The organism is Planctopirus sp. SH287 (genome assembly GCF_056500625.1).
In genome coordinates this window covers 77,624-97,816 of record NZ_CM151403.1, presented here as the reverse complement: position 1 = coordinate 97,816, position 20,193 = coordinate 77,624, and the positions used below count along the sequence as shown (strand labels likewise).

Below are 20,193 nucleotides of genomic sequence, written 5' to 3'. Positions count from 1 at the left end.
ATCCTGAATCAAAGGAAAGATCCGATCAATCGGGATCGGTGGGAACTGGGGGAGGCAAGGGAAGAAATCCTGTGGATAAAGAGCCATTAGCAGCCAAAAAGTCTGTGATCTCCCTTCTTTTTGCGGCATTCTCCCAACTGGTGTCTTTCTGCATGGCTTTCGCGAACTCCACGATTTTTTGGCGTCCGGAGAGGCTGGAGAAGGAGTCATGGCCATAGCGTTTGCGCAGCTCGGGCCAGCTTTCCCAATCTTTCCAGCGGGCCAGATCCACCACAGCAACTTCCGATAAGTCACTTCTGTTAAATAACTTACGCATCTGAACCCGAAGCTCTTCATCGGTGAGAGGCAAAGGTCGCTCTTCCCAAAGAAAGCGGAGCAAGTTGACCGTGGCATAAACTTCACTGGCGGGGACATCGGGATGATCCAGCTTAGCCTTGCAGATCTCCTGGAACCCCTCACGGCCTGTCAGCAAGACGTAACCAGCCATCATTCCATCGATCCCGAACCGGGTCTCGTCGGGCTGGACTGGCCGGAGAATTTCCTGTTGCATCCGGGTGGCGTCTTCTGATGTGCCGCAGATCCCTAACATCAGAGAGTAAAGCCCTTTGCGAGCAGGAATGACGCCTTTGTCCTGAGTCATTTTTCGCAATTTGGACGCGTTCATTTCCGGTTTAAGTGAGGCGACATCAGCAAAGCTCGCCCGGCTGAATTCGGCAAAGGAGTCGGTGGCAATTTCCGGGTCAGGGGCTTCCAGATAGTTCAGAAAATAACGTAGCCGGGAGCTGTTTTTGAGTTCAATATCAGGGGCTTTGCGAATGTAGCCGTAAAGGGTTTCATTGACTTCTTGCACAATCGACCATTGAGCCGAAGAGGGGGGATTATTGGCCGACAACGTCCCCATCAGGAGGAACAAGTCGCCGGGTTGTCCGTCTCGAGAAAAGGGAAGTTGCACCGACATTCCGCGTTGCCAGAGGTTTTTATCTCCTTTGAGAACGTCGACAATGGCGAGTTCCGTTTCGGCGGTTTGAAGTTCTTCATTGGCTCTGACAGCCTTCCACTGCACGAGCAGTGCCGCATCAGAAGTGGAGAGGGATTCTGCGAGCGTGGGTTGCGAGGGAGGACAGAAAGGGCACCAGAACGCGAGGGTTTCTGTCGTCCATGCTCCCAGGCCGCTCCACACGAACAGCAATAGGCAAAAAAACATCAGCGTCTGGAAACGGTGTCTCAGGCGATTGCCAGGCATTTTCATAGTCTTACGTCCGACAAAAGGTCATACGAACGACGATCCGTTGGCAACATTTTGCCTCTTTGAGATGGCATGGCTTGTATTGCTTCATTTCAAAAAACTTCTGTTAAAAAACTCAATTGCGAGGCAGAGCCATTTGTGGTCAAAATCATAGAGGATTTACAGCAATTTTCGCACACCATGTTGCGAATAATACATTCTCTCCTAACCTGTTTAATTTAAGCTAGTTATGACGAAAATCACTCACCAGCCAGTGGCCCGTTCCAAGACCTGCCGCTTCTTGGCTTTGGGAAACCGGGTAATTGCTGCCATGTGTTGGTTGTCACTGATTTTTTGACCCGCAACAATCTATCAATTCGGTGTCCTTTGATCCGTGTTGAAGCTTGGGATATTCATGCACGCTGGCCGTTCGCAAATGCGTTCCCGACCTCATCGGGCTTTCGTTTCGGTGCAAGCTTTATTTCTTGTGGTCATTCCTCTGCTTCTTATCGGCTGCGGTGGTGGGGCCATGCAAGTTCCTACCGTTCGACGAATCCCTGAAGAAGTGGTTGCGCCTCCAGCAGACATTATTGCTCCTGTGAAGATCATCCCTCCTGCCTCTGGAAAGCAACCCGCAGCGACCGAAGAAAAATCCGATACTGCCTGAATAATAGCCAACTCCAGATTGTCCAGAGTTTAGCCGACTTTGTTGAATCTGCTCACGATTGACTCTGCTCCTGGGGGCTGAACCCCATGATGAACACTCCACACTTAATCACGCCCGACTCTCAGACTGCCTGCCCTATATGACTTCATCTCACGATCATTCCTGCATCATTCTGGACTGTCCCAAGAAACGGCATTGGCACGCTTCTTCATTAATTGTGTTGAAGCGAACTCTCTGCTGGACAGGGGTCTTCTCGGCGTTGCTGCTTCTGTCAGCAGCCGGCTGCACGCCTAATCCTCCTGTGCAGTTTCAACTGCGGGAAACAACTTTAGAACTGGCTCCCAACGCCCGTCAGGCCGTTGAACACACTTTGCTCAGCCATTTCGGTACGCCGGAAGATCTGATCGTGTGGGATCGACTTCCCGTGATTGATTTTGGTGGAACCAAGGCGACTGTTGAGTCGGTGGAGCCAATGCCGTCTCCCGCTTCGCAGGCCATTCTGGTGATTGCTGGTGAAGAAGCCGAGGTGGCCAAGCTTCAAAAGGGAGCACCGATCCGCTGGGTGAATGGTTCAAGAGCGAAGATCGAAGGTGACAAAGTCGCAAACTTTGATGCTGCCAGTAAAAAACTGACCATCGCTCTTGCTCCGGCTTCTACCAAACAAGACGCGCCGACCACCACGGGGGAGACTCCAGCCACAGAGGTCGCGAGCAACGCAACGACCGTCCCTGCGGCGCCTGCTGCCGGGGACGAACTGGTGATTGACGACGGCGGCCAATTGGCGCTGGGCCGCGTGGTGTATCAGCGCAATTGCATGCACTGCCATGGAACGACCGGTGATGGGCATGGCCCGACAGCCAAGTACATGCAGCCACCTCCACGGGATTTTCGTAGCGGTATTTTCAAATTCACTTCTACACAGGCCTCTGAGCGGATCACAAGGGAGGATCTGACCCGTATTCTGAAAGACGGCATTCCCGGCACATATATGCCCTCGTTTCTCTTGATGGACGAGAAAGAAAAGAAGGCTGTCATTGAATACGTGCGCTGGTTGTCGCTTCGTGGTGAGATGGAAAAACGACTGGTTGATGAACTGGCCGACTTTTCGACAAAAGACCTCCATGCCGATTTCAAACGTAATGAAAAGGTCTATCAGGATTCCGTTGCCAAAGGTGAGGAAGCGGAGCCACCAACCCCCATTGCCCCAGCAATTGATGCCCTGCAAAAAGACTTCACTGAGTTTTTCGATAGCGATTACATGGGCATTGTGGAAGACACCGCAGACTTCCTGACAGGTGCCTGGGAGCGAGCCGAGGAACCCTCCAGCGTCCTGTCACCAATGATGGCACGTGTGCCGGATGATGCGGCGTCGCGCGAACGTGGACGCCTACTTTATTTATCAGATAAAACCAAGTGCTATACCTGTCACGGCCCTCAGGGGAAAGGGGATGGCCCGGCCAACTTTGAATTCTGGAAGATGCCCACGGGTGACGGAAACTATCCGCAACCAGGTTTACATGATGCCTGGGGAAATCCACTTCCGGCTCGCGACCTGACACGTGGTATTTACCGTGGAGGTCGCAAGCCCATTGATCTTTACCGCCGAATTGCAGCAGGTATTAAAGGGACGCCAATGCCTGCCTTTGGCGGGATCACGCTCTCTGATGCCGAAATGTGGGATCTCGTCAATTATGTCTTGAGTGTGGAATTTACTGCCAATGGCACGCCGTTGTCGGAGTTGGCGGTCACTCCGCAAGCCGTTAATCCACCGGCGGCCAATACAACTTCCGCAACCGATTCGCCTGAAACAGTTGCCGCACCCTGAATCTGGTTGAGACAAGTTCTACTGAAGAGACTCGGCTAAATAGACAATAAGAATTTCCATCCATAGCTATTCATTCATGCGATAAAGGCCCGTTCATCGTGGCACGATTCTGGTCAATTTATTTTATGAGCTGGGCCGCATTGGCGGTGGCGCTCTGTCTGGCGGCGCCTTCGTTGGGATGGTGGTTTCCCGAGACAGGCGTGGCGATGTCAACCATCGGGCGTCGCATTGATGGCCTGTTTTATATTATTCTCTGGATCACTAGCATTGTCTTTGTGGGCACGCAGATCGCGTTGGGTTATGTCCTCTGGAAAGGTGCGACGAAGCCTGCTCACGAAAAGGCGACATACACGCATGGTAACCATACGCTGGAAGTCATCTGGACGATTATTCCCGGAATTGTGCTGCTCTTTATTGCGATCTATCAAATGGATGTCTGGGCCGCTTTCCGCATGCGCAATTATGCTCCCCAGGAAATTGAAGCCATCGCTGAAGTGACGGCCCGTCAATTTGAATGGCGGATCCGCTATCCTGCGCCGGGCAAAGTTTTGATGCCCATGCCTCAGCCGGATGATGTTTACACCGTGAATGACTTGCGAGTTCCGGTTGGAAAACCCGTTTCTATCAGCCTTCGCTCTGGTGATGTCCAGCACTCGTTTTTTGTTCCCGTATTGCGAATCAAGCAGGACGCTCTCCCTGGTGCTGTGATTCCTGTCTGGTTCGATGTTCTGGCTCCTGGGAGCTACGAGTTGGTCTGCGCCGAGCTTTGCGGCTGGGGACATTACAAGATGAAAGGCCGCCTTATGGCGACTTCTGATGAAGAATTCCGCGCCTGGAAAAAGCAGGCTTTGATCGAACAATCCGACGATGGTGTGGCACAGACAGAAGCTGCTGAACCATCGGGCGACCGCTAGTTTTTATTATCAATGTCACTGACTGCCTCATATTTTTAAAGCGATACATCTCTCTATCCAACCTGGAAGTTGTTGATCTTCCGGGACAACTATTAAAGGACGTGCCATTGAGTACGACCATTCATCCCCATGCTGCTGCTCTGCCTGCTGATGACCATCAGTCGGCATTACATGCGGCACATCATCCGGGCTGGATCCGGCGATATGTTTTTTCGACCGACCATAAAGTGATCGGAATCCAGTTTCTCATCACGACATTACTCATGATGATGGTGGGTGGATCCTTGGCGCTGGGTGTGCGCTGGCAACTGGCCTGGCCATGGCAGCGTATGCCGCTGCTGGGCGATTTTCTCTATCCGATGGATGGCGGGCAAATCGCACCTGAAACCTATGCGATGCTATTTACCATGCACGCGACCGTCATGGTGTTTTTAGTGGTAATTCCGATTCTCGCTGGTGCGTTTGGAAACTTCCTCATTCCGCTCCAGATCGGTGCCGAGGATATGGCATTTCCCACGCTCAATATGATGAGCTACTGGTTCATGTGGCCCGCCATGATGGCTTTCGGTATCAGCTTTACCGTGGGTAGCGGGCCAACGGTCGGATGGACGATGTATCCACCGCTATCCATCGTCTCTGATCACTCGCAAACGCTCTGGCTCCTGGGTCTGACGTTTGTCGGCTTCAGTTCGATGTTCGGTTCGATCAATTATATTACGACCATTATCAACATGCGGGCACCGGGGATGACGCTGTTCCGCATGCCGCTTACGATCTGGGCGATGCTAATCACTGCTATCCTCCAGGCGTTTGCGCTGCCTGTGCTGACCGCTGCGGGTTTCATGCTGCTGGCGGATCGCGTCTTCGGAACAACCTTCTTTATGCCCGGCGGGATTATTGTCAACAACGCGCCCGCCACGGTGGGTGGTGGGCAGCCTTTGCTCTGGCAGCATCTGTTCTGGTTCTATTCTCACCCAGCCGTTTACATCATGTTGCTGCCGGCCATGGGGATGGTCAGCGATATGCTTTCTTGCATGAGTCGCAAGCCGGTCTTTGGCTACAAGCCCATGATTTTCTCGATGGCGACTATTGCGGGTCTGGGCTTTATCGTCTGGGGTCACCATATGTTCGCCAGCGGGATGAACCCCGCCGTCGGGATGACCTTCATGGTCTCGACGATCATGATCGCCCTCCCCTCGGCGATTAAAACGTTTAACTGGATTGGCACGATGTGGGGCGGAAAACTCCTGTTTAATACCGTGCTTCTCAATTGTGCCGCCTTTGTTTCGATGTTTATCACCGGCGGTTTGTCAGGGATTTTCATGGCGGCTGTTCCCGTTGATGTCTATATCCATGATACCTACTTTATTGTTGCTCATTTTCACTACATCCTTTTTGGATCAACGCTGTTTGGCATTTTTGCTGCGATCCCATTCTGGTTTCCGAAAATGTTCGGTCGCATGATGAGCGATCGTCTGGGACAAATTCACTTTTTCATTACCTTTGCGGCCTTTAACTGCACGTTCTTTCCCATGCACCTGCTGGGGATCGGCGGGATGCCACGACGCTATGCCGATCCTTACCACTTCCCTTACCTTGAACATCTTTTGCCGTTGAACCAATTCATGACATACGCCGCGATTGTCATGGGACTGGCCCAGTTCATCCTGCTCTTTAACTTCGGGTGGAGCATCTTCTTTGGCAAGAAGTGCGGGCGAAACCCCTGGAATGCCAACGGTCTGGAATGGCAGGCTCCTTCGCCACCGCCGCACGGCAACTTTGATGTCCCCCCCGTGACCTACCATGGCCCCTATGAATACAGTTCTCCGCTTTCCGGTGAGGCCGACTTCCTGCCTCAGACGGAATATGTCCCCAAGCGGCCGGGGTCAGCTCAAGGGCATTGAAAGAGCAAAAAAGCAGAGAAGCAGAGAAGCGAAAAAGTAGAAGAAGGTTGGAAGGAGAGAAGCCGGAAATCCTCCAGAATCAACAGATCACGGAACACTGAGACCACGCGAACGATATGTACCAAACGCCAAAGCCTGAACGCCTCCTATGAAATATCTTCCTTCCCTTTTCGCCTGGCTGACGCTGCTGTCTGCGTTGCCGCTGATCTCCATGGGAGCGGTGGTGACGACAGTGGATGCAGGGATGGCGTTTCCTGACTGGCCCACGTCCGATGGCTACAGCATGCTGGCTTATCCGTGGTTGCAATCGTTTGGTGAGCCAGACAAGTTTCTTGAGCACGGGCACCGACTGGCAGGCATGCTGACAGGGTTCTTTTCTTTGTTGCTCGTCGGGTCTGTCTTTATGACTCAGCAGACACGAGCTGTGCGGGTTTTGGCCACTCTGGTGCTGTTATTAGTGATCGCTCAGGGGGTACTGGGCGGAATGCGTGTCAGTCAGGTCAGCAAAGTTCTGGCGATGCTTCACGGTAACTTCGCCTGCTGGGTCTTTACGGTGATGGCGATTGCCGTCGCTGTGATGAGTCCGAAATGGTCGACTGTGGAACGACTTCCCGAGGGCACCCGCACCTGGGGCGCCATGACGGCTACCCTCGTTCTGTCGGTCATGTTCTTCCTGCAATCTCTCCTTGGCGGAATGCTGCGGCATCTCGGAGCAGCCCATGCCTGGCGTGATCACCCTTACTTTGCCTTCGTGGTCTTAGGGATGGCATTTGTCACCTGGGTCATCATTCGCCGGTTGCATCATCCCTGGTTATCCCATTGGGCCAATCTCCTGCTGATTCTGGTGAACCTGCAGTTTCTGATTGGAATCGCCACGTGGCTGATGCGCTATGGCTGGCCCGATTCGGGAATTGTCGCCATTCAGCAAACATCGGCGCTCAGTGCTGTTCGCTCACTCCATACTCTGGGCGCTGTGCTGGGGTTCATGGGGTTGGGCGTGATGGTGGCTCGTCTCTGCCGAACAACGCCTGCTCGACAGGTGACTTCGTTGTCTTTGAATTCTTCACAAGTGAATCACTCAAGAACCTCCGTCGCGTCAGGTTCCCTGGCCGGAGGTACCGTTTAGAGATATGTCACAAAATACACCCCATAGCCTGACTCTTGCTCCTTCTTTATTTAGCGGGTTGAACCGTCGACTTTCCGACTGGTGTTCAATAGCAAAACCCCGCATTGCCACCATGGTGTTAATCACGGTGACGGTTGGATATGCGCTGGCTCCTCGAGAAGGCTGGGACTGGGGTGTCCTGCTCTGGACATGGCTTGGCGTGGCGCTGGTCGCGACAGCTTCTTCCGCTTTGAATCAGTGGCTGGAGCAGGAAACAGACAGTCGCATGCGGCGAACAAAAAACCGCCCTCTGCCTTCGGGCCGCATGTCCCCATGGGAAGCCCTGGGAGGCGGCTTATTGATGGGATCGATGGGTTGCACCATTCTTGTTTCCATGGTCAACATTCAAACGGCAGTCCTTACCGCGATCACCTGGGCGCTCTACGTGGGAGCCTATACCCCACTGAAGCGAGTCTCTCCCATTTGTACGGCTGTGGGAGCAATTCCCGGTGCTTTGCCGCCTGTGATTGGCTGGGCAGCGGCTGGTGCACCGCTTGATTTAGCGGCCTTTTCACTCTTTGGCATTCTCTTTCTGTGGCAATTCCCGCACTTTATGGCAATTGCCTGGAAGTTTCGTGATGAATACCTGGTGGCAGGTTTGAAGATGCTTCCCATGGGGCTGCCTCGCCCACATGTCACAGGCCTGATCGCCACAGCTTATGCCACCATTTTAATACCCATCAGTTTGCTCCCTGTGGTCGCTGGTGTGGGTGGGCCAATCTATTTTTTCTCTGCGATCGTCCTTGGCCTGGGGTATTTAGCCGCCTCGGTTGCCTTTGCCTGGAATGAGCGGCCGGTCACCGCTCGTCGCCTGATTCTGGTTTCGATTATCTATTTACCTCTCGTTCTGATGGTTCTGGTCTGTGATCATCTGGCGGTTTTTTAACGGTGATCGCTTTCTGGCATTGAGCTGATTTTGCCTTCTGAATGCTCCTGATTGAATCTGACACTCTAATTGAACCCGATACTATGCATACCGCGACGACAGGACACTCGCCGACGGCTCATTCTCTTCCGCGAATGGGGCTTCCTATTCCTAACTCCAAGTTGGGGATGTGGCTCTTTCTCGGGACGGAGATCATGTTTTTTACGGCATTTATCGGTAGTTATATTATTGCTCGCATCGGTTCACCGGGATGGCCGACCGATCATCATGTGACGCACATCAATGTCTGGCTGGGCGGGCTAAATACATTCGTCCTGATTGTTTCCAGCTATTTTGTCGTGGTGGCCCATGAGAAAATGCTGGTCTCGCAATTTGGTCAAGCCCGCAAGTTTCTTGCGATGACGCTGATTCTTGGCGTTGTTTTTCTGGGGATTAAAGGGATTGAATACTCGGGAAAAATTGAGCACGAGATCCTGCCGGGCCGTATCCCGGAAACTCCGACGGAGGCCATGTTTACCACTGCTCATCGGTTGCAGCGAATTGTGGATCGGGAACTGGCAGAGATCTTCCCGGAAACGCTCCCTAGCGGTCGACTGGCAGAACTGGGCAATCGCATCGCAAACCCGGGAAACGAATCGGCAACGATCGATCCCAAAGATCCTCAGCCCCGGGGCAAGGCGGTCACACCCGCACAACTTGCTGCGATTTCACGATTAAACGAAGCGGCGACCAGTCTTGAAAACCATGTTCGCTTTGGGTTGGCGATGTCAGTCACGCCCGAACAACTGATCGAGTTCCGAGCGTCACCAACTCCCGAGAAATTTCCACCCGCTTCATTACGTGATGTCGATCAGTTTATCGCGACATTAAAGAAAGAGAGTGAACTCGCCCCTTTGCTGGCTGGCTTTCATCCCGCCGTGCCGATTCTCTATGGGAATTTGTTTGCGTCCAATTATTTTCTCATGACGGGCTTTCACGCCATTCATGTGATTATCGGCCTGATCATGTTTCTTGTCGTTCTTGCCATGGGAAGCAAGCTGGCGTTCAAACACGCGATTATCGTGGAGAACATCGGTCTCTACTGGCACTTCGTTGATCTCGTATGGATCTTTCTCTTTCCACTGATTTATATTATTTAACACCGCATCATCCAGCACGTTATTATTTAGCGCATTATTATTTAGCATGGCGCCTCAATATGACTGAATCGACTCACTTGCACGGCAACGTTTATTTTCGCGTCTTCCTGGGCTTATGCGGGCTGACAATTCTTTCCGTGCTGGCTGACGTGCTTCATTTGGCCGACCGCCGGATTTTGATTGCGATTGTGCTCGCGGTGGCGACGGCGAAAGCGCTTTGTGTGATGCTCTATTTCATGCACCTGAAGTTTGAGCGGGCCTGGAAGTATGTGTTGCTGGCTCCGACAGTGGTGCTGGCAATGGCGCTGCCGCTTTCACTCCTGCCGGATGTGGGGATGCACTATTATCCCCAGGACACCTTCCAGACCCGAGAGTATGCCCGCCAGCAGGCAGCGAGTGAAGCCGCGGAACATGCTTCAGGGACTCATGAGTCGCATTAGCCGCCCCTGTTGTTGGCCGGGATGATCCGGTTTCCCTTATTTGAATCACTCGAAACGCCAATTTGACACTGAATTCTCCATGAACCGGTGACTGTTTGCTCGTAAATTGGTCTGTGCCAAAGAGATTTGCGGGGTGAAGACGTCTTGCGGGATTGGTGGGCATCGGTCACTCTCAATCTGACGATGCGTCTCACGATGATTTTTTGTGGGAGTCAGAAAGCGGAATGGCCATCTCCGGACAGACAACCTCAGCTCCTGCCGAGCGTACCAACGCTGCGGTCTTTCCACGGCGGGGAGCTGTGGTGGGCTGGATTCTGTCCGGCAGTCTTCATGTGCTGGCGCTATTGCTACTGGCGGTGGTGATTCAGGGGGAACGCTTTGGCCGGGTTGGTTTTGGGGATGGCCCGGACGGCCCTGTCGGTCTGGTGATAATCGATCCCGATCTGTCTGATGGAGGCGTGACGAACGAAGCGGCTCCTTCAGAAAAGGGGATGGGGAACACGCCATTGCGTCAACCGGCGGGAGCCAGCCAGAGCACAGGGGAGGTGCTTTCCACCGCGTTGCCACCCTCCGAGCCACCGATCAAGCTGGCTTTGCCACAAGTGGGCGGTTCTTCGCGATTCAACCCTTCGGGGACAACGACGGGTTCCACCGCTGTGGTTCCTACCCCAGGGACACAAAACAGTGGCAGCGCCGGAACCGGCACCAGTTCCGACCTCCGCGATATGATTCAGGGAACGGGCACCCGCCAGCCAGGCGAAGGGCTGGGAGCCGCCATGCCTGGCACCACTTTCATGGGTATCAAAGATCATGGCACGCGTGTCCTGTTCGTGATTGACTGTTCGGGGAGCATGACCAATTACAACGCCATGCGAGTGGCCAAGTCGGCACTGGTGAGCAGTTTGCAAGCCTTGGATACAGGTCAGCAGTTTCAAATCATCTTTTACAATGACACGTCCGTGTTTCTCAAAGGAGCCAACCGCGACGGCAAAGCGAATCTCTGGTTTGCGACAGAGATGAACAAGACGCTGGCGACACAGCAAATTAACGCGATCCAGCCGGATCGTGGGACACAGCATCTGCCCGCCCTCAAGCTGGCTCTAAAGTTTTCTCCCGAAGTGATTTATTTTCTCACTGATGCTGACGAACCGGAATTGACATCGATTGAGCGGAAGGAATTACAGAGATTAAACCAGGGCCGCAGTCGCATTCACACGATTGAGTTTGGTCAGGGGCCTGAACTTAATACGGACAACTTTCTAAAAAAGGTGGCACGTGAAAACGGTGGAACCTCTCGTTATGAAGATGTGACTAAATTCAAAAGCCGCTGATAGCAGAAGGCAAAGGTTCTACATGAGGTTCATCCCCGAGGCTGTCCTACTCATCCTGCTGACGGGATTCGTCGATGCCAGTGTCGCCGCCGACCGAATCGTGCTTCAACAGCCTGGAACGGGTGGTCAGATTGTCGTCACGGGGACAATTCTGGATTACACCGGCGAGAGCCTGACGATCCGGCCCCGACAAGGGGGAACCATCGCCAAATACCTCGCCAGCGATGTGATTGAGATTTCCACGGATTACCTTCCCGATCATCAATTGGCGATTGATCTGCTCACCCGCGGTGACTGGAAAGCGGCCCGAACACAACTGGCTGCCGTGCTTGATCAGGAAGACCGTTTGTGGGTGCGGCGGATCATCCTGTCGCAACTGGTGCGGTCGGCTTCGTCCCAGGATGATGCTCTGGCAGCCGGTCGGTACTTTATGGCTTTGGTTCAAAGTGATCCTCTGACCGTTCACGCCAGTGTCGCCCCGCTGGATTGGATGGATGAAGTTCCCACAGAAGCGCTTCACCAGCAGGCTCAACAATGGTTGAAAAGCCCGCATCGACTCATTCGTCTTTTGGGGGCCAGCTACCTGCTGAGAGATGATGTCGTGGGGCCACAAGCGGTGGCTGAGCTTCAACAGATCCTTCGGTCGGAAGATCTTGCCGCCCGGACATTGGCTCAGGGTCAGCTTTGGAAGCATCGTCTCAATTCTCCCGAGTTATCAGAAACGGAAGTCGCTCGCTGGGAGGAAGCGATTCTGAACTGGCCGGATGGCCTCCAGCCGGGGGCATGGACGGTGATTGCCCGTGGTTACGAGCATTTTGGGTTGTGGCCCCAGGCCGCCGCCGCCTGGATTAGGTTGCCTGTGACATTCCCGGAATCTCCTTCTTTGGCGGCCTATGCTGGTCTCCGGGGAGCGATTGCGTTTTATGAGGCGGGGCAAATCCCTGCTGCAACGACGATTGCGCGGGAAGTCGCGACCCGGTTTCCCACAACGCGACATGGGTTAGATGCCGATGCGTGGCTGAAGAATCAGTCCAGACAACGTGAGTGATCGCCCTGATACCTCTTGGTTTTCACAGTCGGTTCGCCGTAAAGCAATTTCTATCAGGTTGTTATCAATTTTGATAAATTTCGCTGTGCTTATTGCGAAATCATATCAATCGTGGATAATCGGTAAACTGAGACTCAGTCTCATGTGGGTCAGCCAGGCGTGATTCAGGCTTCCTAGCCATCCCATCAAGCCACAGCCGTCGTTGAGGGACGGTTGTGATATCCAGCTTTTTGGCATTCTGGGGAGTCGTATTTTGTCACGCTCATCGTCGCGGCACGCATTTACGTTGATTGAATTGTTGGTGGTGATTGCGATCATCGCCATTCTGATTGCCCTGCTCCTTCCAGCAGTTCAGCAAGCGAGGGAAGCTGCTCGCCGCACTCAGTGTCGCAACAATCTCAAGCAGATTGGCCTGGCGATGCACAACTATGAGAGCACTTGCGGGATGTTTCCTCCCGGCGGGATTGCGACAGCGGCCACGGGCTACACCCCTGCTGCCAGCGCATTCGTCGTGATGCTGGCTTACCTTGAGCAGTCTGCAACATACCAGATTTACGATTTTAATAAGCTCTATACTGACGCCGGCAATGCCAGCGTCACGAGTCAGCGTGTGTCGTCCTATCTTTGCCCCAGCATGAACACAGGCCGCCCTATCCCTCAAACGGAATGTGGAGATCCCGCCTTTGCGCCTGGCAGCTATCTGGTCTGTGAAGGGACTGGTGCCTATCAAGGGCCTGGGCGTGGTATCTTCCCGCTCTTTCTGCCTTCGCCGATGATGTATCCCGCGACTGCCGTCAATCGCCCCGTCAAGCTTCGAGACATTACGGATGGTTCATCGAACACGCTCGCTGTTGGAGAGTCTTCCTATAACTTCCAGAATCTTAAATTCACTTCCGGCGCCTGTAATGGGCAGAATCGTTACGGCTACTCAATCTGGGGCGGTGGCTGGCCTGGCCGAGGTGTTGGCAATACCAGCAAGCAGATTAACGACACTTCTGCGACCAGTGTTCTGAGCATTAATGGGCAATTTTCCAGCCATCACGAGGGGGGCATCATGTCGCTATTCGCTGATGGTTCCTCGCGATTTATCTCTGAGAATATCGACAGAGGCCTTTTCAACGCATTAGGAACCCGCGACGGCAACGAAGTGAACGGTGAATTCTAGTGCCGTGTCACGGCATTGTCTTTGGGTTGATGCCTTTGCAACGTCTTTTGTTGTCGAACTTAGTAACAGGCAAGACTCAATTTCAAGCTTTGGCAATTCGATAAATAGTAACTCCCTATATCTGACTGGGATCTCATATTCTTTATTTTCAATTATCGGTTATACAGAAAATGAAATATCGCTTCACAACGCTACTGCTCACTGACTCGGCCTTGGCGATTTTATTAACGTCGTTTACCCTCGTGTTTTCCGTTGGTTGTGGCGCAAACCTGGGATCAGGGTCGACTCGTGTTCCTGTTTCCGGTTCGATCACAGTTGATAACAAGCCTGTCCCGTATGCCTATGTCGAGTTCTATCCTCCGGTCGATAACTCGGGGGTTGCTGCTGCCGTTGTCTTGGAGGAAGGGCGGTTTGTGATTCCTCAATCAGAAGGCCTGGCACCGGGGGAGTATGACGTACTGGTGACGGGTTACCTCCCTGAAGAACCTGAAAAGTTCGATCACGCCAAACTCATGGAGTTTGCCAAAGCCAGAGAACTGATTCCAGAGTTTTATCAACGACGCGGGACTTTGAAGGTTCGGCTTATCGAAGGAGAATCGGAAAACCTGTTGATCAAATTAACATCCAGGCCACCGAAGGGTTAACTAAATGCGAGGCTCATAATCAGGCAAACAGATGCTCAGGAAATTCGTGGAAGAAATTCTTTGCGGGCACTGTCTGTTGATCATGCTTGGCTGTGGCAATTTTTCTCGGCATGGCGAGGCTTTCCATTGGAGCAGGATCATGGCGGACAGTGGCTTTGCGTTCACTTCTTTTCTCTGGGCAGGTTTGACGTTGCCGGTGTGTGTCATTAGGATTTGAGCAACCAATGTGAACTGGAGGTCGTTTTTCACGACTGTTCAGCGGTGACTGGGAGGCTCCCACGTCGGCCGGCGAGGACTGTGGCAACGCTGCTGCGCTCGTTTTTCAGTGATTGAGCCCTGCCGTTTTCCGGCAGAATGCAGGTTAAGACATGAGCGATATCGTCGTCAAAGACTTTCTCGAAGCGGGTATTCATTACGGCCACCGCACCAGCCGCTGGAACCCTAAAATGCGGCCTTACATTTACGGCCGCCGTAATCTGATTCACATTATCGATATCAAGGAAACCGTTCGCGGTCTTCTGCGAGCCAAGCGGTACATTCAGAAAGTCGCTTCCCAGGGGAGCCTGATCCTGTTCTGCGGCACCAAGAAGCAGGCTTCGGATGCCATTCGCGAATACGCCAATCTGGCCGGCATGCCTTTCGTGGACTACCGCTGGTTGGGTGGGGTGTTCACCAACTTCCGTACGATTCGTGCTCGTATCAAGCGTCTTGAGCAACTCGATCAGTTGTTTGAGTCGGGCGAGATCGAAACTTACTCGAAGAAACGTCGTTCGACACTGCTGCGCGAACGCACCAAGATGACTCGCAACCTTGATGGTTTGCGCAACATGAACCGTCTTCCTGAAGCAATGATCATTGTTGATCCTCGCAAAGAGCACAACGCGATTCATGAAGCCAAGCTCGTAGGCATCAAGACCATCGCCCTGCTCGATACGGATTGCGATCCTGATCAGGTTGACCTGCCCATTCCTGGCAACGATGACAGCATCCGCTCGATTCAGCTGGTTCTTCAGCACCTGACCGAAGCAATCAACGAAGGCAAGAGCGTTCTCCCACAGGAGAAGATCGAGCCGATGGCCGAAGAACAACTCAAGCCACGTCCATCGCTCTAATTGCCTCCAGATCGACTTGCTGACTGTTCGCAAAAAGCAGTGCCTGTACAGACGACTGACTAATAATTCCCCTTGGGGTGGTCGTCACAAGAGCTTGATGGGAACATGGGCATGCGATGATCGCGGAAGCGAGCTTTCGCCAGCGATCAGTGTCTGAACAGCAGGTTGGTTTTCGAGACTCACGCTCCTTCTGACCAAAACTCGATTGTGGACTTCTGGTGAAGATGGTTTTTCGACACCAGAAGTCGCTTTTGTGTCAGGCTCGGATGGTTCATAGTTAAATGAGATTCCGTGGGATCTGCCGGTGCATCCCGCATCCAGGCCCGTCTAACAGCGAATAGTTTGCCAAAGCAAACGGGGTCACAGTAACGCTGACCCAGCAGGAGAGAATAATCATGGCGGAAATTACAGCAGCAGCGGTCAAGCAGCTTCGTGAACTGACCGACCTTCCCATGATGGATTGCAAGAAGGCTTTAACTGAAGCCGCTGGCGATCAGAACAAAGCCCTGGATCTGCTCAAGGAGTGGGGCAAGAAGGTCATGATCAAGCGGTCGGAAAACTCGACTCAGGAAGGTCTCATTCTGATTGAGATCAAGCCTGATGGCAGTGAAGCCGCCATGATCGAATTGCAGTGCGAATCCGCCCCGGTGGCTGTTTCGGAAGACTTCAACTTTCTGGCCAACCAGTGCATCAAGCAACTCCTGAACGGGCCAGGCGCTGCCACTCCAGAAGAACTGATGGCTCAGCCTGCCCCGGATCGTCCTGGCCAGACTTTGAACGAAGTGCTGGGTGAAGTGGTTAACAAAATCCGTGAGAAGATGGTTCTGGCCAAGGTGACTCGCGTTACTGGCCCAGTGGGCGGTTACGTTCACCACGATAAGAAGAATGGCGTGCTGTTCCAGGCAGAAGGAACCGGTAAGTCGGCGGAAGTCCTGCGTGACGTGGCGATGCACATTGCCGCTCTGCGTCCCAAGGCGACACATGCGACGGAACTTCCAGCCGATCTGGTGGCTGCCGAACGTGCCCGATTGACTGAAGAAGCTGTCAAGAGTGGCAAGCCAGCCAATGTCGCTGAAAAGATTGTCGAAGGTCGTCTGAAGAACTTCTATGTCGAGCAGGGTGTGCTGGTCGAGCAGCCATTCGCCAAGGACGACAGCAAGTCTGTCAGTCAGGCTTTGGCCGAACAGGGCTACAAGGCTAACGCCTTCACACGTTGGGTGATCGGTAACTAATCGGCCCCTCATTGCGACAGTGATGATTGAGCAGCGGGGGGCGTCCTGAACGGATTCCCTCCGCTGTTTCATTTCCTGATCAACAGGCTGTTGAAAAAACTCGTTACATCTCTTGGTCGTCATCATTTTTTACTGGTGCATTAGCATGCACCCTACGAAAACTGAACTTGCCGATATTCATTTCTCACTTACTCATTGGAAGCCACAATGCCCAATTCCCTCAGCAGCACTTCCAAGCCTCCGGTTCAGCGTGTGCTCCTTAAGCTCAGTGGTGAGAGTTTCTGTCCTTCGGGGCAGTCGGGTTTGAGTGTGCCGGAGATTGTGCTGATTGCCGAGCAGATTAAGCGAGTGGTGGCTTCCGGCGTGCAACTGGCCGTTGTTTGTGGGGGGGGGAATATCCTTCGCGGTCGTGATCTGGATGGCTTCAAGCAAACGATTCTTCCCGCAACAGCTCACTATATGGGCATGCTGGCGACCGTGATCAATGGTCTCGCCTTGCTGGATACGCTGGAAAGCTTGGGCGTTCCCGCCCGGTTGCAATCTGCGATCCGCATGGAAGGCGTTGCTGAGCCTTTCATTCGCCGTCGCTGTATTCGCCATCTGGAAAAAGGCCGTGTGGTGATTCTTGCCGCCGGTACGGGGAGTCCTTTCGTTACCACCGATACAGCTGCTGCGTTGCGATCACGAGAAATCGATGCCACGCTACTCATCAAGGCAACCCGCGTTGATGGGGTTTACTCGGCTGATCCTCTTAAGAACCCACACGCTGTTAAGTACAGCGAAATTTCCTACCAGGATGTGCTCCGTCAGAATCTGGGAGTGATGGACGCTCAGGCCATCCATCACTGTATGGAGCAGAATATCCCCATCGTGGTGCTCAATTACCAGAAGCCCGGCACCATCGAACGAGCCATTGCCGGTGAACGATTGGGAACCCGCGTTTCCACAATTTCCGAACTTGCCACTGGCAAGAGTGTCACTGGTTAAGAAGAGTGGGTTTTCCTTGACGAATGAAAAATTCGTTGACCGCCCCGGCCCTGATTTTCCGTGATGACGTTGATTGGTTTTACCTGCCTGGAAGCGACGGTGTTTCATGTCAACAGTTCCCACTCCGCCGATTTCACAGGTTCCCGACTCCCTGGGGCGCTACGGCGAATTTGGTCGTCGGTTCGTTCCTGAAACGCTGATGTATGCGCTGGAAGAACTGACGCAGGCTTATGAGAGTGCCCGCAAAGATCCTGAGTTCGTCGGGAAACTGGACGGCCTCCTGAAAAACTTCGTCGGTCGCCCCAACCCGCTCTATTTTGCCGAGCGGTTGAGTGAAAAATGCGGTGGGGCGAAGATCTACTTCAAGCGGGAAGACCTCAATCACACCGGTGCCCACAAGATCAACAACGCTCTGGGGCAAGCCCTGCTCACTCTCAGAATGGGGAAGTCCCGTATCATTGCAGAAACCGGTGCCGGCCAGCACGGCGTCGCCACCGCCACCGCCTGTGCTCACTTCGGTATCCCCTGCACCGTCTTCATGGGCGAAGAAGACGTGCGGCGACAAAAGCTGAACGTCTTTATCATGCGCACCATGGGTGCCGAGGTTCGCCCCGTGACCTCTGGGTCACGCACCCTCCGCGATGCCGTCAATGAGGCCTTGCGTGACTGGATGTCGACCGTCAAAGACACACATTACATCATTGGTTCCGTCGTCGGCCCGCATCCCTTCCCGATGATCGTCCGCGACTTCCAATCCATCATCGGTCGAGAAGCCCGCCAGCAATGCCTCGAAATGATCGGAAAACTCCCCGAAGAAGTTGTGGCCTGCGTGGGGGGTGGCTCCAATGCCGCCGGCATGTTCTATCCCTTTATCGACGACGCGGGCGTCAAGATCACCGGCGTCGAAGCGGGCGGACGCAGTTCAAAGCCCGGCGATCATGCCAGCGCTCTGACGTTTGGCAACAAAGGCGTACTCCACGGCAGCTATAGCTATGTGCTACAAGACGAAGACGGTCAGACATCTGATGTCCATTCCGTCTCGGCAGGACTGGATTATCCCGGCGTCGGCCCCGAACACGCCTATTGGAAAGATTCCGGCCGCGTGCAATACACCAGCGCCACTGACGATGAAGCACTCGCTGCCATGCAGTTAATGGCCCGCTCCGAAGGGATTCTCCCCGCCCTCGAAACCTCACACGCCATTGCCTATGCCGCCAAGCGAGCCAAAGAAATGTCACCCAGCGAATCATTAGTCATCTGCCTATCCGGTCGCGGCGACAAAGACCTGATCGAAGTCGCCCGCCTCACCGGCCAACAACTCTAACCCGCCCCGCTCACGCGGGCTTCGTGGCGGCGTATGGACGTCAAATGTAGGGGACGAATGGGTCTTACGCCGCCAGAACGATGGAGTCATACAAATTTCGCTGACGCGAACTTCATGAATTAGAAACGATCAAATCCTCCTCCCTTGAGGGAGCAGGTGGCCGAAGGCCGGATGGGGGGGATTGCTTCGGAAAAGGTGCGTATGGTTGTTAGATCTATTTAGCCAATGAAAATCTTGTGATTGATCCGCCCTCACCCCGGCCCTCTCCCGCTGGGAGAGGGAGTATTCAGGTCGACCTCGCTGGTTCGCTGCTGATTTCGCATCATGATTTGTGACGATTCCTGTTAATTAGAGTTTGCTTCATGTCCGACTCGCCCATCACTTGTGCTCTTTCTGCCCGGCGTGCCGCTGGAGAGATGTCTTTTATTCCTTTTATTGCCGCTGGAGATCCTGATCTGCCATCGACAATTCGTCTGATTCAAGCTCTCTCAGAAGCGGGAGCCGATCTGATTGAAGTTGGTTTCCCCTACAGTGATCCCATTGCTGATGGCCCGGTGATTCAGGCGTCGTATACTCGCGCTTTAGGAAAACACCTGAAGCTGGCGGAGCTTTTTGCGGCAGTGCGGCAAGCCTCGCAGACCATCAGCACGCCGCTGGTGGGGATGGTTTCGTTCGCCATGATCTTCCGCATGGGAACCGAGTTGTTTCTCAAGACGGCTAAAGAGGCAGGGTTTTCCGGGCTGATTGTTCCCGATCTGCCGGGCGATGAAGCTGCCGAATTTGCGGCTCAAACCCAAACGCACGGTCTCGATCTGATTCAACTTGTCGCGCCGACAACTCCTGCGGCCCGGATGGAGAAGATCCTTGCTGTGGCCACCGGGTTTGTTTACTGCATCGCCGTTGCTGGCACGACAGGAGTGCGAGAATCGACGACACACGATATTGAGGCGGGGCTTAAGCTGCTGCGAGAAAAGACCCAACTGCCGCTTTGTGTGGGCTTCGGCGTTGGTCGACCGGAACAGATCGAAGCATTACGCGGCAAGGCCGATGGCGCGATTGTCGGCTCGGCCATTGTGAAACATCTGGAAGGGGCACAGAGCGCAGAAGGTTTTGAAAAGTCGTTGGCCAGCATCCGGCAGTTTGCGACGGAACTGGCTGCTGCCGCGCATCATGCCTGATGAATGA

The 20,193-nt window shown here is 53.7% G+C and carries 18 protein-coding genes; 17 read left to right on the top strand and 1 reads right to left on the bottom strand.

The window, feature by feature from the left end; genetic code table 11:
- Positions 1 to 25 precede the first annotated feature (25 nt).
- Positions 26 to 1,243: a hypothetical protein gene (locus SH287x_RS00370; RefSeq protein WP_479516420.1), complete on the bottom strand. Its 1,218-nt coding sequence runs from the start codon at positions 1,241 to 1,243 to the stop codon at positions 26 to 28.
- Between the two features lie 418 nt (positions 1,244 to 1,661).
- On the opposite strand from SH287x_RS00370, the gene SH287x_RS00365 reads away from it, so the two are divergent.
- The 17 genes from SH287x_RS00365 to trpA all read left to right on the top strand — a co-directional run bounded on the left by SH287x_RS00365 (position 1,662) and on the right by trpA (position 20,186).
- Positions 1,662 to 1,892 carry a hypothetical protein gene (locus SH287x_RS00365; RefSeq protein WP_479516419.1) on the top strand — a complete coding sequence of 77 codons (231 nt, stop codon included), beginning with the start codon at positions 1,662 to 1,664 and terminating at the stop codon, positions 1,890 to 1,892.
- A 139-nt stretch (positions 1,893 to 2,031) separates the two neighbouring features.
- Positions 2,032 to 3,717 (top strand): cytochrome c, encoded by a 1,686-nt coding sequence (locus tag SH287x_RS00360; protein WP_479516417.1) that lies wholly within the window; start codon positions 2,032 to 2,034, stop codon positions 3,715 to 3,717.
- A gap of 98 nt (positions 3,718 to 3,815) precedes the next feature.
- Positions 3,816 to 4,631, top strand: coding sequence for a cytochrome c oxidase subunit II (gene coxB, locus SH287x_RS00355; RefSeq protein ID WP_479516416.1), 816 nt, complete (start codon positions 3,816 to 3,818; stop codon positions 4,629 to 4,631).
- Positions 4,632 to 4,738: 107 nt separating this feature from the next.
- Positions 4,739 to 6,535 (top strand): cytochrome c oxidase subunit I, encoded by a 1,797-nt coding sequence (locus SH287x_RS00350; RefSeq protein WP_479516415.1) that lies wholly within the window; start codon positions 4,739 to 4,741, stop codon positions 6,533 to 6,535.
- 148 nt (positions 6,536 to 6,683) lie between these two features.
- Positions 6,684 to 7,661 carry a COX15/CtaA family protein gene (locus SH287x_RS00345; protein ID WP_479516414.1) on the top strand — a complete coding sequence of 326 codons (978 nt, stop codon included), beginning with the start codon at positions 6,684 to 6,686 and terminating at the stop codon, positions 7,659 to 7,661.
- Positions 7,662 to 7,665: 4 nt separating this feature from the next.
- A complete protein-coding gene (cyoE, locus tag SH287x_RS00340) occupies positions 7,666 to 8,586 on the top strand; it encodes a heme o synthase (protein WP_479516413.1) in 921 nt (306 codons plus the stop codon).
- An 83-nt stretch (positions 8,587 to 8,669) separates the two neighbouring features.
- Entirely contained in the window at positions 8,670 to 9,725 is a 1,056-nt protein-coding gene (locus tag SH287x_RS00335; RefSeq protein WP_479516412.1) for a cytochrome c oxidase subunit 3, read from the top strand.
- Positions 9,726 to 9,784: 59 nt separating this feature from the next.
- A complete protein-coding gene (locus SH287x_RS00330) occupies positions 9,785 to 10,165 on the top strand; it encodes a cytochrome C oxidase subunit IV family protein (RefSeq protein WP_479516410.1) in 381 nt (126 codons plus the stop codon).
- A 224-nt stretch (positions 10,166 to 10,389) separates the two neighbouring features.
- Entirely contained in the window at positions 10,390 to 11,496 is a 1,107-nt protein-coding gene (locus SH287x_RS00325) for a VWA domain-containing protein (protein WP_479516409.1), read from the top strand.
- A gap of 22 nt (positions 11,497 to 11,518) precedes the next feature.
- On the top strand, positions 11,519 to 12,544 hold the full coding sequence (locus SH287x_RS00320; RefSeq protein ID WP_479516408.1) for a tetratricopeptide repeat protein: 1,026 nt from the start codon (positions 11,519 to 11,521) through the stop codon (positions 12,542 to 12,544).
- 253 nt (positions 12,545 to 12,797) lie between these two features.
- A complete protein-coding gene (locus SH287x_RS00315) occupies positions 12,798 to 13,709 on the top strand; it encodes a DUF1559 domain-containing protein (RefSeq protein WP_479516406.1) in 912 nt (303 codons plus the stop codon).
- Positions 13,710 to 13,879: 170 nt separating this feature from the next.
- Positions 13,880 to 14,353 carry a peptidase associated/transthyretin-like domain-containing protein gene (locus SH287x_RS00310; protein ID WP_479516405.1) on the top strand — a complete coding sequence of 158 codons (474 nt, stop codon included), beginning with the start codon at positions 13,880 to 13,882 and terminating at the stop codon, positions 14,351 to 14,353.
- A gap of 368 nt (positions 14,354 to 14,721) precedes the next feature.
- On the top strand, positions 14,722 to 15,465 hold the full coding sequence (gene rpsB, locus SH287x_RS00305; protein WP_479516404.1) for a 30S ribosomal protein S2: 744 nt from the start codon (positions 14,722 to 14,724) through the stop codon (positions 15,463 to 15,465).
- Between the two features lie 395 nt (positions 15,466 to 15,860).
- Positions 15,861 to 16,697 (top strand): translation elongation factor Ts, encoded by an 837-nt coding sequence (gene tsf, locus SH287x_RS00300; RefSeq protein ID WP_479516403.1) that lies wholly within the window; start codon positions 15,861 to 15,863, stop codon positions 16,695 to 16,697.
- Between the two features lie 207 nt (positions 16,698 to 16,904).
- Positions 16,905 to 17,684: a UMP kinase gene (gene pyrH / locus SH287x_RS00295; protein ID WP_479516402.1), complete on the top strand. Its 780-nt coding sequence runs from the start codon at positions 16,905 to 16,907 to the stop codon at positions 17,682 to 17,684.
- Between the two features lie 106 nt (positions 17,685 to 17,790).
- Positions 17,791 to 19,008: a tryptophan synthase subunit beta gene (trpB, locus tag SH287x_RS00290; protein WP_479516401.1), complete on the top strand. Its 1,218-nt coding sequence runs from the start codon at positions 17,791 to 17,793 to the stop codon at positions 19,006 to 19,008.
- Between the two features lie 362 nt (positions 19,009 to 19,370).
- Positions 19,371 to 20,186, top strand: coding sequence for a tryptophan synthase subunit alpha (gene trpA, locus SH287x_RS00285; protein WP_479516400.1), 816 nt, complete (start codon positions 19,371 to 19,373; stop codon positions 20,184 to 20,186).
- Positions 20,187 to 20,193 lie beyond the last annotated feature (7 nt).